Source organism: Sorangium sp. So ce296 (genome assembly GCF_051529605.1).
GTDB lineage: Bacteria > Myxococcota_A > Polyangia > Polyangiales > Polyangiaceae > Sorangium > Sorangium cellulosum_D.
Genome location: NZ_CP150325.1, coordinates 1,372,457 through 1,388,916, shown reverse-complemented (window position 1 = coordinate 1,388,916; position 16,460 = coordinate 1,372,457). Strand labels below are relative to the sequence as shown.

Annotated in this window: 14 protein-coding genes; 8 read left to right on the top strand and 6 right to left on the bottom strand. The window is 73.3% G+C overall.

The genetic code is table 11. The annotated features are described in order from the left end of the window. Positions 1-15 precede the first annotated feature (15 nt). Both WME98_RS05175 and WME98_RS05170 read right to left on the bottom strand, forming a co-directional pair. Positions 16-1,713: a phospholipase D-like domain-containing protein gene (locus WME98_RS05175; protein WP_437950261.1), complete on the bottom strand. Its 1,698-nt coding sequence runs from the start codon at positions 1,711-1,713 to the stop codon at positions 16-18. 239 nt (positions 1,714-1,952) lie between these two features. Next, positions 1,953-2,210, bottom strand: coding sequence for a hypothetical protein (locus WME98_RS05170; protein ID WP_061628685.1), 258 nt, complete (start codon positions 2,208-2,210; stop codon positions 1,953-1,955). 319 nt (positions 2,211-2,529) lie between these two features. Between WME98_RS05170 and WME98_RS05165 the strand changes: the two genes are divergently transcribed. From WME98_RS05165 to WME98_RS05155, 3 genes are all read left to right on the top strand, one after another. Further along, positions 2,530-3,285, top strand: a complete 756-nt coding sequence (locus tag WME98_RS05165) for a hypothetical protein (RefSeq protein ID WP_437950260.1) — start codon at positions 2,530-2,532, stop codon at positions 3,283-3,285. A 239-nt stretch (positions 3,286-3,524) separates the two neighbouring features. After that, positions 3,525-5,732 carry a protein kinase domain-containing protein gene (locus WME98_RS05160; protein ID WP_437950258.1) on the top strand — a complete coding sequence of 736 codons (2,208 nt, stop codon included), beginning with the start codon at positions 3,525-3,527 and terminating at the stop codon, positions 5,730-5,732. 9 nt (positions 5,733-5,741) lie between these two features. Further along, positions 5,742-6,746 carry a tetratricopeptide repeat protein gene (locus tag WME98_RS05155; protein ID WP_437950257.1) on the top strand — a complete coding sequence of 335 codons (1,005 nt, stop codon included), beginning with the start codon at positions 5,742-5,744 and terminating at the stop codon, positions 6,744-6,746. Positions 6,747-6,841: 95 nt separating this feature from the next. Here the strand turns inward: WME98_RS05155 and WME98_RS05150 are convergent, their stop codons facing one another. After that, positions 6,842-7,387: a hypothetical protein gene (locus WME98_RS05150; protein WP_437950256.1), complete on the bottom strand. Its 546-nt coding sequence runs from the start codon at positions 7,385-7,387 to the stop codon at positions 6,842-6,844. On the opposite strand from WME98_RS05150, the gene WME98_RS05145 reads away from it, so the two are divergent. Next, a complete protein-coding gene (locus WME98_RS05145) occupies positions 7,386-7,853 on the top strand; it encodes a hypothetical protein (RefSeq protein ID WP_437950255.1) in 468 nt (155 codons plus the stop codon). The genes WME98_RS05150 and WME98_RS05145 overlap by 2 nt on opposite strands. A gap of 187 nt (positions 7,854-8,040) precedes the next feature. Here WME98_RS05145 and WME98_RS05140 read toward each other — a convergent pair whose 3' ends face one another. After that, positions 8,041-9,828, bottom strand: a complete 1,788-nt coding sequence (locus tag WME98_RS05140; protein WP_437950254.1) for an alpha/beta fold hydrolase — start codon at positions 9,826-9,828, stop codon at positions 8,041-8,043. A 333-nt stretch (positions 9,829-10,161) separates the two neighbouring features. On the opposite strand from WME98_RS05140, the gene WME98_RS05135 reads away from it, so the two are divergent. Next, complete coding sequence (locus WME98_RS05135) at positions 10,162-11,079, top strand: class I SAM-dependent methyltransferase (protein ID WP_437950253.1); 918 nt, start codon at positions 10,162-10,164, stop codon at positions 11,077-11,079. A gap of 55 nt (positions 11,080-11,134) precedes the next feature. On the opposite strand, the gene WME98_RS05130 is transcribed toward WME98_RS05135, so the two are convergent. Then, the gene (locus tag WME98_RS05130; protein ID WP_437950252.1) at positions 11,135-12,523 is read right to left on the bottom strand and encodes a sigma-54 interaction domain-containing protein; all 1,389 of its coding nucleotides are present in this window, start codon (positions 12,521-12,523) and stop codon (positions 11,135-11,137) included. A 177-nt stretch (positions 12,524-12,700) separates the two neighbouring features. Here WME98_RS05130 and WME98_RS05125 point away from each other — a divergent pair, with 177 nt between their 5' ends. The 3 genes from WME98_RS05125 (at position 12,701) to WME98_RS05115 (ending at position 15,865) form a co-directional block, all read left to right on the top strand. Then, positions 12,701-13,009 carry a 4Fe-4S dicluster domain-containing protein gene (locus tag WME98_RS05125; protein ID WP_437950251.1) on the top strand — a complete coding sequence of 103 codons (309 nt, stop codon included), beginning with the start codon at positions 12,701-12,703 and terminating at the stop codon, positions 13,007-13,009. A gap of 107 nt (positions 13,010-13,116) precedes the next feature. Further along, on the top strand, positions 13,117-15,081 hold the full coding sequence (locus WME98_RS05120) for a S9 family peptidase (protein ID WP_437950250.1): 1,965 nt from the start codon (positions 13,117-13,119) through the stop codon (positions 15,079-15,081). Between the two features lie 106 nt (positions 15,082-15,187). After that, positions 15,188-15,865 (top strand): hypothetical protein, encoded by a 678-nt coding sequence (locus tag WME98_RS05115; protein ID WP_437950249.1) that lies wholly within the window; start codon positions 15,188-15,190, stop codon positions 15,863-15,865. Positions 15,866-15,920: 55 nt separating this feature from the next. Here the strand turns inward: WME98_RS05115 and WME98_RS05110 are convergent, their stop codons facing one another. Continuing rightward, complete coding sequence (locus tag WME98_RS05110) at positions 15,921-16,391, bottom strand: helix-turn-helix domain-containing protein (RefSeq protein WP_437950248.1); 471 nt, start codon at positions 16,389-16,391, stop codon at positions 15,921-15,923. Positions 16,392-16,460: the final 69 nt, after the last annotated feature.

The window sequence follows — 16,460 nt, the reverse complement described above, 5'->3', positions numbered from 1 at the left end:
AGCGCCGCCTGCCGGCTACGTGGCGTCGGTGCGGCTGGCGTCGGTGCGGCTGACGTCGATGCGGCTGGCGTCGGTGAGGCTCATGCCGGCGCGGTTGGCGTCGGCGTGGTTGGCGTCGGCGTGGTTGGCGTCGGCGTGGTTGGCGTCGGCGTGATTGGCGTCGGCGTGGTTCGCGTCGCTGCGGCTGCTGAAGAGGTGGCGCCAGAGCGCGCCGAGCCCGCCCACGAACAGCGAGCCGTTCCGCTTGTCGATGTCCTCGGCCGCGGCGGGGTCGAACGGCAGCTGATGCGGGTCGATCAGCTCGAGCAGGGCGCGCTCGTCCGCCGTCGGCGACGGGTGGAGCCTCAGCCGGCACGAGCTCCCGGGCGTGCGCGGCCCGGTCGGGGGGCTCGCCAGCCCGTCGAGGTACGTGACGAGGTCGTCCGCCCGGTCGAACTCGGTGTCGCCCAGGTGCTCGCCGATGAGCGACGCGCGCACCCTGCGGATCGAGCGGCCCAGCGCGTCGCCCGGGTCCTCGGTCTCGACCGAGGCGTTGATCTCCGTGTCGATCGACAGGCTGCGGTTCGTCAGGTTGGCGGAGCCCATCGTGAGGAACCGGTCGTCGACGATCATCAGCTTGGAATGGATGTACGTGGCGCGCTCGGCCGTCTCGTCCTCGCCGCACGCCGGCAGGGTGTAGTAGATGCCGAGGCGGTGGCCGGTCTCCGCCGCCGTCGCGCGCAGCGCGCCGAGCACCTTGGCCTGCGAGAGGCCGACGGCGATCTGCTCCTTCATCGTCTCGGCCTCCATGTTCAACATGAGCACCACGTCGAGCAGCGGCCGGCCCTCGGCGCGCATCCGCCGCGCGATCGCCTCGGCGATGACGTGAGAGCTGAAGTACTGCGTCTCGATGTAGATGAAGCGCTCGGCGGCGTCGATGGCGTCGAGGTAGAGGTCGCGTATCTCCGTGCAGTTCGGGGCGCCGGTCGGCGCGCCGTGCGGATCGGTGCGGCTCAGCGTCACGCGCCGCGCCGCGATCGGGATGCCGCCCTCGGGCCGGTAGTCGGGGAACGTCGGCTCTGCCCCCTCGAGGTCCGGCAGCGCGATGGGCACGCCGCCGGCGCGCCGCCAGCGATCCGTGAAGATCTCGGTCAGCGCCCGGGCGACCTCGCGGCCGCGCAGGTAGGCCTGCACGTCGTGAAACGGCTTGTGCGGCTCCCCGCGGCTGACGCGGAACGGGTTCTTGTTCGCGTGGCTGCGGTCGTCCCAGCGGTGGTCGCACAGGTCGAGGCCGCCGAGGAAGGAGAGCTCGCCGTCCACCACCACGAACTTCTGGTGGTGCGAGGCGCGCTCGACGTGGGTGGAGTCGAAGAGGAAGTGCAGCCGGTGGTTCGTCCACTCGAAGACGAGCTGCTGCAGCCACTCGCGCTCGAGCGCGAACACGAGGTGGAAATCCCAGGCGAGGATGAAGATCTGGAGATCGGGGTTGATCTCGCAGAGGTGGTTCAGGAACTTGAGCAGCGTGATCGGGCTCGACACCTCCGCCTCCCGCCCGCCGCGGAGCAGGGCGACGTCGCTGTCGAACTGCCAGCCGGCGAGGAGCAGGTAGCGCCGCGCCTTGGCGGCGACCCGGTAGAACTCGGGGTAATACTCGTCGGCATCGACCAGAAGGCCGAAGTCGTCCACCGGGGTGCTACACCACGTGTGACGTCGAGGGTCGATGATCGTCGCCATCGCCCCTTCCTTAGCGACGCGCGAGGCGCCCCGCCAGGGCGCCGCGCGCGCCGAGGGCCGGAGCCGCCGGCGCCGCGCGGAGGAAACGGCGCGGCCTCGCTGCCGAGACGAGCACGTCAGACGCATGACACCAAGTCATCACGTTCGCTCCGCGGCATCCTTCTCGGGTCTTTGCCTTCATCTGTCGTTCGCGTCGTTCGCGTCGTTCGCGTCGTTCACGTCGTCGCGCCGCCGCGCCTTCACGTCGTTGCGTCCGGGCGCTCCGCGCCGTGCGGCGCTGGCCTCGCGTGCGCCTCGATGAGCCGCTTCAGGCCCGCCATGTCCGGTCGGTCTCCGCTCGCCTCGCCGACGGCGGCGAGGCGCTCCGCCTCGTCGCGCGAGAGGTCGGGGCATATCCACTCCAGCAATGCCGCCCAGTCCGGCGAACCGTCGCAGCTATAGCAGTCATCGGGGATCGGCGTATCGTCGGGGAAATTCCGGAAAGCAAAGTACGGCATCGCATCTACCTTTGTGCCGAGATCACCGGCATGTGGTCATCCCGGCTCGCCGCGCCGGCGCGCCGGCCGGTCGGCTATGGAGCCGGCCGCGCGGGGGAGCAAGCGCATCCACGCACGCCGCCCCCCGTTCGCCTCCGTTCGCCGCCGTCCGCGCCCGGAGGACGGCGGCGAAGCGGGCCCGCCGCGCCGCGGAGGGCGGTCAGAGAAGAAAAATCCACCCTGTATGAATTTGTCTGCCTGAGCGCTCGGGCGCTGACGGTTGAGCTTGTCCGGAGCGCCCCGCTGGGCTGATCTCTCCGCCGGGATGTACGACCTTGACTTGAGGGCGCTCGCTGTCCGCGGCGCGCTGGCGCTGCTCGTGGGCCTTCCGGCGGCGGGATGCCAGCTCGTCTCGGGCATCGACGCGATGGACGTCGACGAGTCGGCGGGCGGCGTCGTCGGCGATTGCGGGCCGGTGGGCGAGAGGTGCGGCGGGACGTGCAAGGAAGGCATCGTCACGCCTCCGGGCACCTGCAGGGATGACGGGACGTGCTCCGCCGAGCCGACCAGCTGCGGGTCGTACGACTGCGACCCGAGCGGGACCGCGTGCGCCACGAGCTGTTCGATCTACAACGGCTGCGTCGAACGCGCGGTCTGCGACACGATGAGCGCGACGTGCATGGCGTGCGGGGCGAGCCCGCCCGACCCGGCCCCGTGCGACGGCTGCGAGCGCTGCGAAGGCGGCAAGTGCATCACCCGGTGCGACACCGAAGGCGAGTGCGTCCGGGACCGGATGCTCGACGCCAAGGAGCGCCCGGCGCGGCTCGAGTGCAACGACCAGTGCAACAACATCCGCGTGGTCTGCATAGGACCGTACCCGTGCGAGGTCGTCTGCGGCGACGGCGGGTGTCAAGGCCTGCACATGCATTGCAGCCATGACGGTCCGTGTTACCTCGAGTGCAGCCGTTCGGGTTGCGCGAGCAACGTAAAATTGGACTGTGGGGCGAACACTTGCCTCGCTGCTTGCATCCTCGAGACCACCATCGTCGATCAAACGTGCGGGAGATCGTGCTCGTGCATGTCGATGTGCCAGTGATCCGCGCGGTCGCCGCGCCGCGCGGCGCGCATGACGGGAACGCGCGGGAGAGCGAGGGAAAGCGAGGGAAAGCGAGGGAAAGCGCGGCGGCGACGCGACACCCGCGGGACGCCTGGGCGCGGCGCCGCCCGGGATGGGGGTAGCCAAGACCGCACGAGCCCGATATTCTAGGGCTTTGCAACGACTTGCCCCGCGTGGGGCAGCCAGGACCACGCGACCCCTCGCTTGCATGGCTTCGTATGGCGACGTGCCCCCAGTGCGGTGCGGTGTACGATGAAGACGTCGAGGCGTGTTCGGCCGACGGCAATCCGCTCCTGCCCGCGGGCCTGAGCCTCCCCGCCGAGCCGCTCCTCGCGCCGCACACCATGGTCGGCGAGTACCGCATCGAGCGGAAGCTCGGCGCGGGCACCTTTGGAGAGGTCTATGCCGGCGAGCACCCGCTCATCGGCAAGAAGGTCGCCATCAAGGTCCTGAACCGGCGGTTCGCCGCGCAGCCGCAGGCCGTCGCCCGGTTCGTCGCCGAGGCGCGCGCGGTGAACCGGATCCGCCAGCGCAACATCATCGATATCTTCTCCTTCGGCGTGCTCCCGGAGCAGCAGCGGCACTACTTCGTCATGGAGCTGCTCGACGGCCTCACGCTGGGCGAGCTGTGCCGGCGCCGGAGGCGGCTGCCGTTCCCGACGGTCGTCCCCATCCTGCGGGGCATCGCCGACGCGCTCGACGCCGCGCACGAGGCGGGGATCACGCACCGGGATCTCAAGCCGGACAACGTCTTCCTCGCGGCGGAGCGCGACGGGACCTGGTTCCCGAAGCTGCTCGACTTCGGGATCGCGAAGCTCGCCGACGGCTCGGAGGAGACGAGCACCGGGGTCGTGCTGGGCACGCCGCAGTACATGGCGCCCGAGCAAGCGCGCGGGGAGCGGATCGGGCCGGCCGCAGACATCTATGCGCTCGGCGTGATGATCCACAAGATGCTGACGGGAAAGTACCTGTTCGCCGGGGGGTCCGCCGTGGCGGTGATGTACAACCACGTCTTGCATCCTCCGCCGCGGATGTCGAGCGTGTGCCCCGATCTGCCGCGCGAGCTCGACCTGCCGGTGCTCGCGATGCTCGAGAAGCGCGCGGGCGACCGGCCCGAGACCGCGAGCAAGGCGGTCGCCGCGCTGCTGGACGCCGCGCGGCGGATCGGGCTCACGCGCGCCAGCGCGCCGGACGGGCCGGCCTCGTCGCCCAGGAGCGCGACGTGGGCGCCGGGAGCGGGGAGCTCGGCCACCGAGGACGTCGCGCGGGAGAGCGCGACGTGGGCGCCGGGAGAGGGGAGCTCGACCGCGGCGGGCGTGGGGACGATGAGCGCGACGTGGACCCCGGAAGCGGAGCCCTCGGCCGCGGAGGGGATGGGGACGGTGAGCGCGACGTGGACCCCGGAAGCGGAGCCCTCGACCGCGGAGGGGGTGGGGACGGTGAGCGCGACGTGGACCCCGGAAGCGGAGCCTTCGGCCGCGGAGGGGATGGGTACGGTGAGCGCGACGTGGACCCCGGGGCTTTCGCCCGCGGCGACCGAGGACACGGCCACCGTGGAGCTCGGCGCTTTCCTCGAGACGGAGCCCCCGTCGACCGACGGGAGCCGGGCGCCGGAGCCCTCGGTCGCGATCGAGGGCTCGACCCTCGCGGTCACCGAGAGCGCGCCCGGGCGGATGGCCGGCCCTGGAGGCGCGAGCTCCCGTCCGGCCGGGGCGCGCATCGGCGCCGCGGATCCGGCGCGCGGCGCGGAGGCGGGCGGCCGGTCGTCGCTGCGCGCGCTGGCCGCCGTCGAGGCGCCGCCGAGCGCTCCGGCCGCGCGGGCGGCGCGGCGCTGGAAGCTCGTGGTCGCGACCGCCGCGGGGCTCCTCGCCGCGACGTGGATGTGGACCGCAGGGCGTCCCTCCGGGCTCCCCCCGCTCGTCGACGGCCCGGGCGCCGTGGCGCTCGCCTCGGCGGCCGCGCCGCCGTCGAGCGGCGCGCCGCCATCGAGCGGCGCGCCGCCGTCGAGCGGCGCGCCGCTCGCCTCGGCCGCCGCCGCGCCGGCGCCGTCGAGCGCCGCGCCGGCGCCGGAGGGCGCGCCCGCGGAGGCCGGGACGCTCGCGCCGCGGCCCGCCGCGCCGGCGGAGGCGCCCGCGGCGCCCGCGGAGACGGTCGTCGTGCGGCTGTCGGCCCGGCCCGCGGACGCCGACGTCTGGCTCGGCGAGCGGCGGGTCGGGAGCGCCCGCGACCCCATCGCGCTGCCGCGCGGGAGCGAGCCCGTCGCGCTGGTCCTGAGGAAGCCCGGCTTCAAGGACAGGAGCATCGAGCTCCGCCCGGACCGAGATCACGACGTCGACGTGAGCCTGTCGCCGCTGCCGGCGCGGCCGCGGCGCGCCGCGGCGGCGAGCCAGGGCAACGTGGAGAGGCTCCTCGATCAGCGTGAGTGAGCCGGGAAGATGAAGCGAGGGCTCTCGTTCCTCGGCTCCGGCGTGCTGCTCGGGGCCGTCGCGCTGTCGGGCGCGGCCTCCGCGCAGCGCGCCGATCGCGCGGTCAAGCCCGTGGCCGAGGCGCTCTTTCGACAGGGGCGCGAGCTCTTCAAGCGGGGACAGTTCCCCGAGGCCTGCGACAAGTTCCAGGAGAGCCAGCGCCTCGAGCCGAAGCCCGGGACGCTCCTCAACCTCGCCGTGTGCCACGAGAAGGTGGGGAAGCTCGCGACCGCCTGGGCCGAGCTCCGCTCGGTCGAGGAGATCGCGCGGCGCGAGGGCCGGAAGGACCGCGAGGGCTTCGCGCGCGCGCAGCGCGAGGCGCTGGAGGAGCGGCTCGCGCGGCTCGAGGTCAGGATGGCCGAGCCGCCCGCGGGCCTGCGCCTCACCCTCGACGGCGAGCCGCTGAACGGCGCCGCCCTGAACGCGCCGTTCCCCGTCGATCCGGGCCGGCATCGGGTCGCCGCCGCGGCGCCGGGCAAGAGGGCGTGGTCGACCGAGGTCGAGGTGCCGCCCGAGCGCGCCGCGATCGTGGTCGCCGTCCCGGCGCTGGAGGACGCGCCGCCGGCTGCGCCGGGGTCCGCGGGCGCGCCGTCGCCGCGCGCGGCCGGACCGGCGTCCGGGCGGGAGCCGCGGGCGGGGAGCGCCGGGATGGTGCTGGCCGCCACGGGGTTCGGCGTCGGCGCGATCGGGCTGGGCGTCGGGGCCGTCGCGGGCGCGCTCACGCTCGCGAGGTCCGGGGCGCTCGCCGAGGCGTGCCCGAACGACCGCTGCCCTCCGAGCCGGCGCGGCGAGCTCGGCGCGGCCAACACGCTGGCCAACGTCTCCAACGCCGGCTTCGCGGTCCTCGCGATCGGCGCCGGCGTCGGCGTCGCCGGCCTGCTGATGCTGCCGGCCCAGGGCTCGACCTCGGGCGCGCGCGCGGCGCTGACACCGGTGCTCGGGCCGGGCTTCATCGGCTTACGAGCGACGTTCTGAGAGGGGGAGCGGCCGCGTCTGCCCAGCGAGGGAGAGGCCAGGATCGACAGGAGAGCATCGCGCCGGCGCCACGTGCGCGCCGGCGCGCGGGCGCGTCAGGGGGAGGCGCAGCCGATCCGCTCGGGCGCGACCGCCACGTCGTCGTACCACATCGAGCGCGCGGGGCCGTGGAAGCCGAGGTAGCCGAAGCTGAACGTCTTGAAGTCGAGCTTCTTCCAGCCGGTCTTGTCGATGATCTTGGTGCCGTTGGCGTAGATCTGGACATCGCCCTTGGTGCCGTCGAAGTAGGCCTCCATGCAGTGCCACTGGTCCTTGGGCAGGCTCGCGCCGCCGCTCCCGCACCGGAAGTCGCCGCCCGTCGGCAGGACGACATCGTCGCGCATGTTCAGGACGATCTGGCAGTACTGCTCGGCGACCTCCACGTTGTCCCCCTCGTTCGGCTCGCCGGTGCCGGTCATGGCCTGGAAGTAGGCGTTGTGGTCGGACTGGCCGAGATCCACGCTGCTGCGCACGTAGAGCCGGACCCAGAACGTGGGACCGGGCGCCGGGACGGAGAGCATCCTCCAGTCGTAGCCGCTCATTCCGGGCTTCACGTGCAGCGAGCGCGCGCCGGCGTGGACGATCGAGGCGTCGATCTCCATGTTCTTCAGCGCGTCGGCCGCCTGGTACGACGGGCGGTACGTCGCGCCCTCCGGGAGCCCGTCGCCCTCGAAGTCGGCGCAGAACGTCGCGTTCGCCGGGCACGCGCCGGTCGGCGTGCCGGTGCCGGTGCTCGACGTGGTGCTCGTCGCGCTCGGCGTCCCGGTGCTGCTGCTGGTCGTGGTGCTGCTGCTGGTCGTGGTGCTGCTGCTGGTCGTGGTGCTGCTGCTGGCGCCGCCGCCGGCGCTGCTGCTGGTGGCGATGGGGTTGCCCGTGCCCGAGCTCACGCTCGAGGCGCCGCCGGTCCCCGCGCCGGAGCCGCCGGCGCCCCCCGCGTCCGAGCCGCCGTTCCCGTCGTCCGAGCACCCCGCCGCCGCGGCGGACAGGGCCAGACAGGAGATCCCAACCCAAGTGAAGCGTGCGATGTCGCGATGCAAAGAAGAAGTCATGTCGATGCCCGAAAGGTGATAGGCCCGCTCGCCGGAGCTGCGCGCTGCCGCAGCGCGGCACGGTCGCCGTCGTCCTAAGAATCCGCCGCTCGCGTCGGGGCGCGATCCGCGCTCGACGCGGCTCACAGCTCTAGCAGAATTCGCCGTACCCCGGGAGACGTTCTTCCTGATCTAGTCTTGTTGTAACTCTATGCAGCCCGTCGTCGTCACCGAGCCGCGATCGCCTCGCGCAGGCGCGCGAGCGCGCGCTCGTGCTCGGGCGACGCGGTGGACGCGCGCTGCTCCGCGCCCGGCTCGCCGTCCCATGCGTCGTCCGTGCCGAGGTAGGTGGCGCTCAGGGTCGGATCGACGCTGAAATCCAGGGGCAGGATCCGCTCGGTGCACGACGTGTCGAGGGGCGCCTCGGGATCGGCGATGAACTGGAGCAGGATCTCCAGGTCGCACGAGGTGCCGCCGCTGGTCGGGCTCTCGAGGCCGTGGGGGGCCCGCGGAATCATCACGAAGGTCTGGTTCGGGCCGGTGAAGTGGCGCTCGACGGCCTCCGGTATCGCGCTCGGGATGAAGTCGAGCCCCCCGTGGAGGAGCAGCAGGGGCACGCTCGTCGTGGCCCACTGCCCTGCGTAGGCGTCGGGGGTGTACCGCGGCCAGCTCTCGTGGACCGCGGCGGCGTCGTCCGTCAGCCCGAGGGCCACGTTGGCCTCCGCGAGGTACTGCTGCATCTCGGACGCGGGCGGCGGTGGGTCGGCCCAGAGCTCCGACAGCATGATGTTGTTGCGGAGCACCGGGGAGTAGAACCGCAGGGAGGGCGAGAGCGGCTCGGGGAGGGGAGCGAGCACGATCCCCGCGAGGTGGGTGAACGCGGCGACGTCGGCAGGAGAGCACCGGTCCAGCCGGTAGATCAGCGCCGGGATGAGCGGCCGCGGCGCCCATTGGTAGAGGACCTGCGCGAACAGCGCCTGGAAGACCGGCCGGTCATAGCCGAGCGCGGCCACCTCCGGGCACGCGCCTTCCTCGAACGCATCCAGGGTCTCCGTCATCGTCGCCCACGGATCGGCGCCGAGCTTCTCCGAGCAGGACGGGTCGGCGCCGCAGAGGCCCATGAACCGCTGGCCGAGGTCGTTGAGCCAGACATCGATGTCCGAGAGGCGCGAGTTGACGGCCAGCGCGGTGAGCGACACGGCCGTTGGCTGGTCGGGATAGAGCTGGAGGTAGCGGTGGCCCCAGATCGAGCCGTAGGAGCCGCCGAAGACGATGACGTCGCCGCCTGGGGCGCGCGTCCGCGCGATGGTCTCGCCGACGTCGCGCGCGGCGTTCGTCACGGTGTAGCCCTGGATGTCGCCGCCCAGCTCGGCCTTGATCGACGGCAGACAAGCGGTCAGCTCGGCGTCGGTGAGATAGCTGCCGGCCTCGCTCTCCGGCGTCTCCCCGTCCGCGCAGCCGAGGCGGCTCGAGCGGCCGGTGCCGCGGTGGTCCGGCATGTACATGTCGAGCGTCGGGTCGACGCCGGCGAGGAACTGCACGGACGGCTCGAAATCGGCGCCCGAGTACCCCGGCCCGCCGTTCAGGAGCCAGAGCTGTCCGCGGCTCGGTTGGGTCGCGGCGAGCTTGCGCTTCACGAAGAAGGTGATGGTCTCGCCTTCCGGCTGGTCCCAGCGGAGCGGGACGGGGATCTCGGCGCACTCGGCGTCCTCGCCGGTGCCGTCGGTGAAGAGCGGGCAAGGGGTCCAGGCGATTGCGTCGCCTCCGCCGTTGCCGCCTTCTCCGCCGCTGCCGCCGTCGCCGTCCCCGCCATTGCCACCGTCGCCGTCCCCGCCACTGCCACCGTCGCCGGTGCCACCGCCGCCGCTGCCGCCGGTGCCACCGCCGCTGCCGCCGCTACCGCTGGTCGAGGAGCTCGACGACCCGGTTCCACCGGGCTCCGTGTCGTCCCCGCATCCCAGCATGCCCTGGGCAAGCAAGATGACCATCGCGCCGCAAGCAAGGCTCGCTCTCATGCTCAACACTCCTGAAGAAGGGGTGCAGCCCCGCACCTCACGTGAAGGGCAACCGTTAATTTATCGACACGCCACGGCGGCTCTACCGGCCCGCGGCCGCGTGGCAAGCAAGAACCGGTGCATTCGGTGCGGCGCCGCGCCCGCGGCTCTCGGCGCCTTGGATCTCCGCAGCGACAGCGCGCTGACGCAAGGCGTGCGAGCCGCGGCCACCGCGACCTGGAGCTGAGCGGGAACCGAACGACGGGAGGCGGGCGCGCCGGCGACGTGGCATGTAGGCTGCCGGCGCGCCGCCGCGGACGATCCAGGGCGGCCCACCGCGAGCCCCGGCACCCCGTGCGATCTCAACGCCCAAGCCTCACCGCCTCTCTCGTCGCTGCCCTGCGGGCGCTCTACACCGAGATGCCCGAGCCCTACCGCGTGGCGCCCGACCCGCTCGCGGCCCGCCTCGTCCCGTGGCCGCTCGCGCTGCCGGCGCGCGCGCTCCCGCTGGCGGCGGGCTCTCCTGCCGCCGCCCGCGCCCTCCACCGCGCGATCGGCGTCGCCACGTTCGGCGTCGGCTACCACGTCGCGCTCCGCACCCGCGCGATCGACGACGCGCTCCGCGAGGCCGTCGCGCGCGGCACATCCCAGCTCGTCGTGCTCGGCGCTGGCCTGGACAGCCGCGCGATGCGCCTGCCCGAGCTCGCGGGCGTCCAGGTCTTCGAGGTCGATCACCCGAGCACGCAGCGCGACAAGGTCGAGCGCCTCGCGTCGCTCGCGCGCGGGGACGGCAGCGCCGCGGGCGCGCCGGGCGCCGCGCCGGAGCTCGAGGCCCGCGGCCTCGCGCGCGTGCCGGTGGACTTCGAGCGAGACCGCCTCGACGCGGCGCTCCTCGCGGCCGGCTTCCGCCCGGCCGAGCCCACGTTCTGGATCTGGGAGGGCGTGGCCGTTTACCTGACGCGCGAGGCGATCGAGGCGACATTGCGCCTCACGGCGGCGCTCTCCGCGCCCGGCAGCCGCATCGCGCTCACCTACGGGATGCTCCCCGACGCCGAGCTCCCCGCCTGGGCGGAGCGCGTGATCCGGGGCATGTTCCGCTCCCTGGGCGAGCCCGTCCGCACGCCGCTCGCCCGCGAGGAGATGCGCGAGCTCCTCGCGCGCGCCGGCCTCCGCGTGCTCTCCGACGAGTCGACCGTGGACTGGGCCGCGCGCTACTGGCCCCCGCATCGCGGCGTCCGCGCCATCGAGCGGCTCGCCGTCGCGGAGCGCTGACGCGGCCTCGTCGACGGCGGCCGAGCACCCGATGCCGGGCCGCGCTGCCCTCGAGTCATCGTTTCCCGCCGTTCCCGCCGTTCCCGCCATCCTCCCGCCGGATCCCGAGCTTCCGCATCTTGCTTTGCAGCGTCGTCGGCTTCAGCCCGAGCGCCGCGGCCGCCCCGCCCTCCCCGTAGATCTTCCCGCCCGACGCCCGCAGCGCGTCCTCGATGCAGCGCTGCGCCGCCTCCCGGTACGTCACCGCGCGCCCGGCCGCGCGCGGCGCCGCGGCGAGCGGCGCGGACAGGACGAGCTCGTCCCCGGTCGACATCACCATCGACCGCTCGATCACGTTCTCCAGCTCCCGCACGTTGCCCGGCCAGCCGTGCGCCCGCAGCCGCGCCATCGCCTCCGCGCTCACCCGCGGCGGCCGCCGGCCGAAGCTCGCCGCGACCTTCTCCACGATGACCCGCGTGAGCGGCTCCAGGTCCTCGGGCCGCTCCCGCAGCGGGGGGACGACGATCGGGAACACCTGCAGCCGGTAGTACAGGTCCTCGCGGAACGCCCCGCTCGCCACCATCGCCTCGAGCGGCCGGTGCGTCGCGGCGATCACCCGCACCGACACGCGCACCGCGCCCTCGCCGCCGACGCGCTCGATCTCGCCCTCCTGGAGCACGCGCAGGAGCTTCGCCTGCGCCGCCCGCGGCAGCTCGCCGATCTCGTCGAGCAGCAGCGTCCCGCCGCTCGCGCGCTCGAACGTCCCGATGTGGCGCGCCGCGGCGCCCGTGAACGCGCCGCGCTCGTGGCCGAAGAGCGCGCTCTCGACGAGCCCCTCGGGCAGCGCGCCGCAGTTCACCGCGAGGAACGGCCGCTCCGCGCGGCGCGAGAGCGCGTGGATGCGGCGCGCGATCACCTCCTTGCCCGTGCCGGTCTCCCCGCGCACCAGCACGGTCGTGTCCTGCCGCGCGACGAGCGGCACCATCTCCAGGAAGATCGCCCGCATCGCCGGGCCCCTCGCGACCACCTCCCGGGGCAGCGCGACGCGGTCGAGCTCCTCCTGGAGCGCCCGCTTCTCGCCCTGCGCGCGGCGCGCGATCGCCGCGACGCGCCCGAGGACCTGCACCTGCCGGAGCGCCACGGCGAGCAGGCGGCCCAGCGCCTCGAGCAGCGCGGGCGAGAGGTCGAGCGCCGCGCCCTCGCCGAGCTCCATCGCGGCGCAGCCGACGTCGCCCTCCGCGTCGCGGAGCGCGAAGACGGCGATCGCCTCGTCGCCCGCCCCGCGCCGGATCTCCGGCGCGCCCGGCGCGGCCGCGCCGCGGCGGAGATCGAGCCGCCGGAGCGGGAGGTGGCGCGCGAGCACGGCGCTCACCGCGGGGACGAGCGTCGCCTCCGTGTGCGCGCGCGCCGCGGCCTCGCCGAGGTCGGCGAGCAGGAGGAGGGCGCGATCGGCGGGGGCGGTCATCGGGCGGGGAGCGACGCCACCGAAATGGCGTTGCGCGGCACCGTACGGGCGTTGCCAGGGCCGCACAAGGCCGGCGCGAGCCCGGGAAAAGGCCGCTCGGGGCGCGGGTATGCGCCGTGCACATGCACAAAGGCGTGAAGAGAGCGCGGGCGATCGTTCCGCGGAAAGGACCCCTTCATGGCTTACGTCATCGCCGAGCCCTGCATCGCCACCTGCGACACCGCGTGCGTCTCCGTCTGCCCCGTGGAGTGCATCCACGGCCCGCTCCCGGCGGACGAGATCGCGCGCATCGCGGAGCTCCCCGAAGGAGAGCGGAAGACGCGCCTCGCGCGCCTCCAGCTCTACATCGATCCCGAGTCGTGCACCTCTTGCGGCGCCTGCGAGGGCGAGTGCCCGGTGGACGCCATCTTCGATGAAGACGAGCTGCCGGCCGAGTGGCAGCACTACCGGGAGATCAACGCCCGCTTCTTCGCCCAGCGCGCCTGACCCGCCGCCGGGCGGAGTCATCGGGGCAGCCCGGCGCGCGGTCTCGCGAGGTCATGGCCCCGCCGAGGAGGCTTGACGTCCGCCTCCCGGTCCACCTTGTTTTGCCCATGCGAAAGCCCGACGTTCGCCGCTTCGAGCCGGATGACCTCCTGTCCTTCAAGCTCGTCTCCGAGGTGGTCCTCTCGCCCGACGGCCGGTGGATCGTCTATGTCCTCGAGGAGGTCGACGCCGAGGCGGACGCCTATGTCTCCAACCTGTGGCTGATCCCCGCGGCCGGCGGCGCCCCCCGGCAGATCACGTTCGGCTCGGACACGAACGAGAGCCCGCGCTTCTCGCCCGACGCGTCTCGGATCGCCTTCCTCTCGGATCGCGGCGGCGGCCCGGCGCAGCTCTACGTGATGCGGATCGACGGCGGCGAGGCGAGGCGGCTGACCGATCTCGCGTCGGGCGCCGGTCTCGCCGCCTGGTCGCCCGACGGAGCGGCCCTGGTCTTCTCGGCGAGCGTGGCCTCGGGCGCGCCGCCGGGCGCTCCGCGGGTGGTGACGAGGGCCCTGTACAAAAGCGACGGGGAGGGGTTCGTGCTGGACCGCCGGACGCACCTCTTCGTCGTCCCCGCCGAGGGGGGCGAGGCGCGGCAGATCACGCGCGGCGACGCCAACGAGAGCGACCCGGCGTGGTCGCCCGACGGGCGCCACATCGCGTTCAGCCGGACGCGGACGGGCCCCCGTGACGCCCACCGGAGCGACCTCTGGGTGATGACGCCGTCGGGCGAAGGGCTCCGGCAGGTGACGCGCGGCTGCCCGCTCGCCGCGATGCCCTCGTGGTCGCCGGACGGCGGCGCCCTCGCGTTTTACAGCCCGCGCGAGGAGGGCGGCTCGCGACAGCACGTCTGGGTCGTCGACGCGCGGGGCGAGGCGGAGCCGCGCATGGTCACCTCCGAGGACACGGAGGTCGCGAGCTTCCCGCTCGGCAAGGTGATGCCCCCGGCGTGGTCCGCGGACGGGCGCGAGCTCGCCGTGGTCCTCGCGACCGAGAGCACCTCGGAGGTGGCGCTGGTCTCGGTCGAGCAGCGCACGCTCCGCAAGGCCATCTCGGACGACCGGCAGATCACGCAGATCAGCGCGGCGCCCGGCGCGGGCAGGCTCGCGTTCCTGTGGAGCACCATGCGCCTCTGCGGCCTGCTCGGGAGCGCGCGCTGGGACGGCTCGGACGCGCGGCTCCTCGTGAACGTCAACGAGGCCTGGGGCGAGGGCCGCGCTTGGCCCGACGTCGCGCTGCGGGAGTTCCGCGGCGCGTCGGGCATGGAGAACGCCGGCCTCCTGATGTTGCCGCCGGATCGCGGCGGCGAGCCGGCGCCGCTGCTCGTCCACGTGCACGGGGGCCCGCACGCCTACGTCGAGTTCGGCTTCACGTACCGGCCGTACTGGTATGTCCTCGTGTCCCGCGGGTGGGCCGTCCTGTCGCTCAACCCGGTCGGCTCGGGCGGGTACGGAAAGGAGTTCGCCGATCGCCTGCGGGGGCGCTGGGGCGAGCGCGACCTGCCGGAGCACCTCGCCGCGATCGACGCGCTGGTCGCCGAGGGCACGGTCGACGGCGATCGCGTCGCCATCGCGGGCAAGTCGTACGGCGGCTTCATGGCGGCCTGGGCGATCGGCAAGACGAAGCGCTTCCGCGCCGCCGTCTCGAGCGCGCCGGTGGCGAACCTCGAGTCCCATTACGGGACGTCCGACACCGGCTACTACGTCGATCCGCACGACATGCGCGGCGAGCCGTTCGACAGGCGAGAGCGCTACCGCGAGCTCTCGCCGGTGTCCTGGGCCGGAGAGGCCGCGACGCCCACCCTGATCCTGTGCGGCGAGGAGGACCACCGCTGCCCCATCGGCCAGTCGGAAGAGCTCTTTGCGGCGCTCGTGCGATCGGGCAAGGCGCCCGTCGAGCTCATTCGCTTTCCCGGCGGCGACCACCACCTCGCCGAGCGCGGCAAGCCGAGCCACCGGGTGTTCTACAGCCGCCGCATCGCCGAGTGGGTCGAGCGCTACTGCGCGAAGGGGCGCGCTCCGGACGGGGCGTGACCGCGACCGGCGCTGCCGCCGTCATGGCCCGATCTCCGCGCGCACATCCGCGGGAACGCAGGGGCCGCGCGGTGGTAGGATGAGGCCCGAACGGAGGACGCCATCCATGAAGGCCGCGACCGCGCTGGTGAAGGACATCCGCGAAGAGCTCCGCAACATCGACGATCAGCTGAGGGATCACCCCTATCCGGGCGCGCTCTCGCGCGGCGAGATCACGCTCGACGGGCTGAAGGCGTTTCCGGGCCACCAGCACCATGTGGTGCTCAGCGACATGCGGTCGATGGCGATGATGCTCCAGCGCTTCGCGGACACGCCCTTTCGCGATTTCTGGAGCGGCGTCCTTCAGGGCGAGCTCGCGGCGCCCGCCGCGATCGCCGCCATGGGCGAGAAGCTCGGCATGACGAGGGACGACCTGGATCGGTACGAGGTCACCGCGGAGGGGTTCGCCTACGCCACCCAGATGGCCTGGGCGGCGGCGAACGCCTCGGCGGCCGAGATCGCGTGTGCCCTGCTCATCAACTTTCCAGCGTGGGGGTTCAGCTGCGGCAGGATGGGGGAGGCGCTCCGCGACCGGTACGGCTTCGGCCCGGAGCACACGGCCTTCCTGGACGCGTTCGCGAACCTGCCGTCGTTCGAGGACACCGCGGTCGCGATCGTGCAGGACGGGCTCGACCGCGGCGTGGAGCCCCGGGCGATCCGCCGCACGACCCGGCTATTTCAGGCCTACGAGAAGATGTTCTGGGACGCGATGCTGGCGCTCGGCGCGCGAAAGGCGAGCGGCTAGCGCCGGCTGCGGGGAGCGCGACCGGCGCTCTCTCTCCGCGGGGCCCGCCCCTCGTTCACCCTTCCTCGCGTTCACATCCATACTTCTCGCGGATCTCCGCCGCCATCCGGTGCACCACCGCGCCTGCGTCCGCGCGCACGTGCAGCTCCAGCCCGGGCATCAGCTCCACGCGCCGCCACGCCCGACCGATCTCCGCCGCGTCCGCGCGCTCGCCTGCGCCGGGCGCCTCGCTCGTGGGCGGCTCCGGCGGCAGCACCTCCTTCGCCAGCTCCTCGAGCGGGATCGCGGCGAGCTTCCGCTTGATCTCCGAGAGCAGCAGGTTGTGCTCGCGCAGCTTCTTGATCGCGAGCGCCCGAACGAGGTGCTCGCGGCCGTACGTGGTGCGGCGGCCGCGGAACGCGGGCTTGTCCATCAGTCCCTCCGCGAACCAGTGCTTAATCGTGCCGGTGCTCACGCCGGCGGCGCGGGCCAGCTCGACGGCGCTGTAGCCGCGCGGGGCGGCGGGGGGCGTGGGGACCAGGGCCATCGGGACATCCTAGCCGACAAATCAGACAAAGAACCACGAAATCCAGAAATACTGTCTGGATTTGTGGAC

Coding starts and splice junctions, on each gene's coding strand:
- WME98_RS05175 (WP_437950261.1), bottom strand. CDS start 1,713: ATGGCGACGATCATCGACCCTCGACGTCACACGTGGTGTAGCACCCCG.
- WME98_RS05170 (WP_061628685.1), bottom strand. CDS start 2,210: ATGCCGTACTTTGCTTTCCGGAATTTCCCCGACGATACGCCGATCCCC.
- WME98_RS05160 (WP_437950258.1), top strand. CDS start 3,525: ATGGCGACGTGCCCCCAGTGCGGTGCGGTGTACGATGAAGACGTCGAG.
- WME98_RS05155 (WP_437950257.1), top strand. CDS start 5,742: ATGAAGCGAGGGCTCTCGTTCCTCGGCTCCGGCGTGCTGCTCGGGGCC.
- WME98_RS05145 (WP_437950255.1), top strand. CDS start 7,386: ATGTTCTTCAGCGCGTCGGCCGCCTGGTACGACGGGCGGTACGTCGCG.
- WME98_RS05150 (WP_437950256.1), bottom strand. CDS start 7,387: ATGGAGATCGACGCCTCGATCGTCCACGCCGGCGCGCGCTCGCTGCAC.
- WME98_RS05140 (WP_437950254.1), bottom strand. CDS start 9,828: ATGAGAGCGAGCCTTGCTTGCGGCGCGATGGTCATCTTGCTTGCCCAG.
- WME98_RS05130 (WP_437950252.1), bottom strand. CDS start 12,523: ATGACCGCCCCCGCCGATCGCGCCCTCCTCCTGCTCGCCGACCTCGGC.
- WME98_RS05125 (WP_437950251.1), top strand. CDS start 12,701: ATGGCTTACGTCATCGCCGAGCCCTGCATCGCCACCTGCGACACCGCG.
- WME98_RS05120 (WP_437950250.1), top strand. CDS start 13,117: ATGCGAAAGCCCGACGTTCGCCGCTTCGAGCCGGATGACCTCCTGTCC.
- WME98_RS05115 (WP_437950249.1), top strand. CDS start 15,188: ATGAAGGCCGCGACCGCGCTGGTGAAGGACATCCGCGAAGAGCTCCGC.
- WME98_RS05110 (WP_437950248.1), bottom strand. CDS start 16,391: ATGGCCCTGGTCCCCACGCCCCCCGCCGCCCCGCGCGGCTACAGCGCC.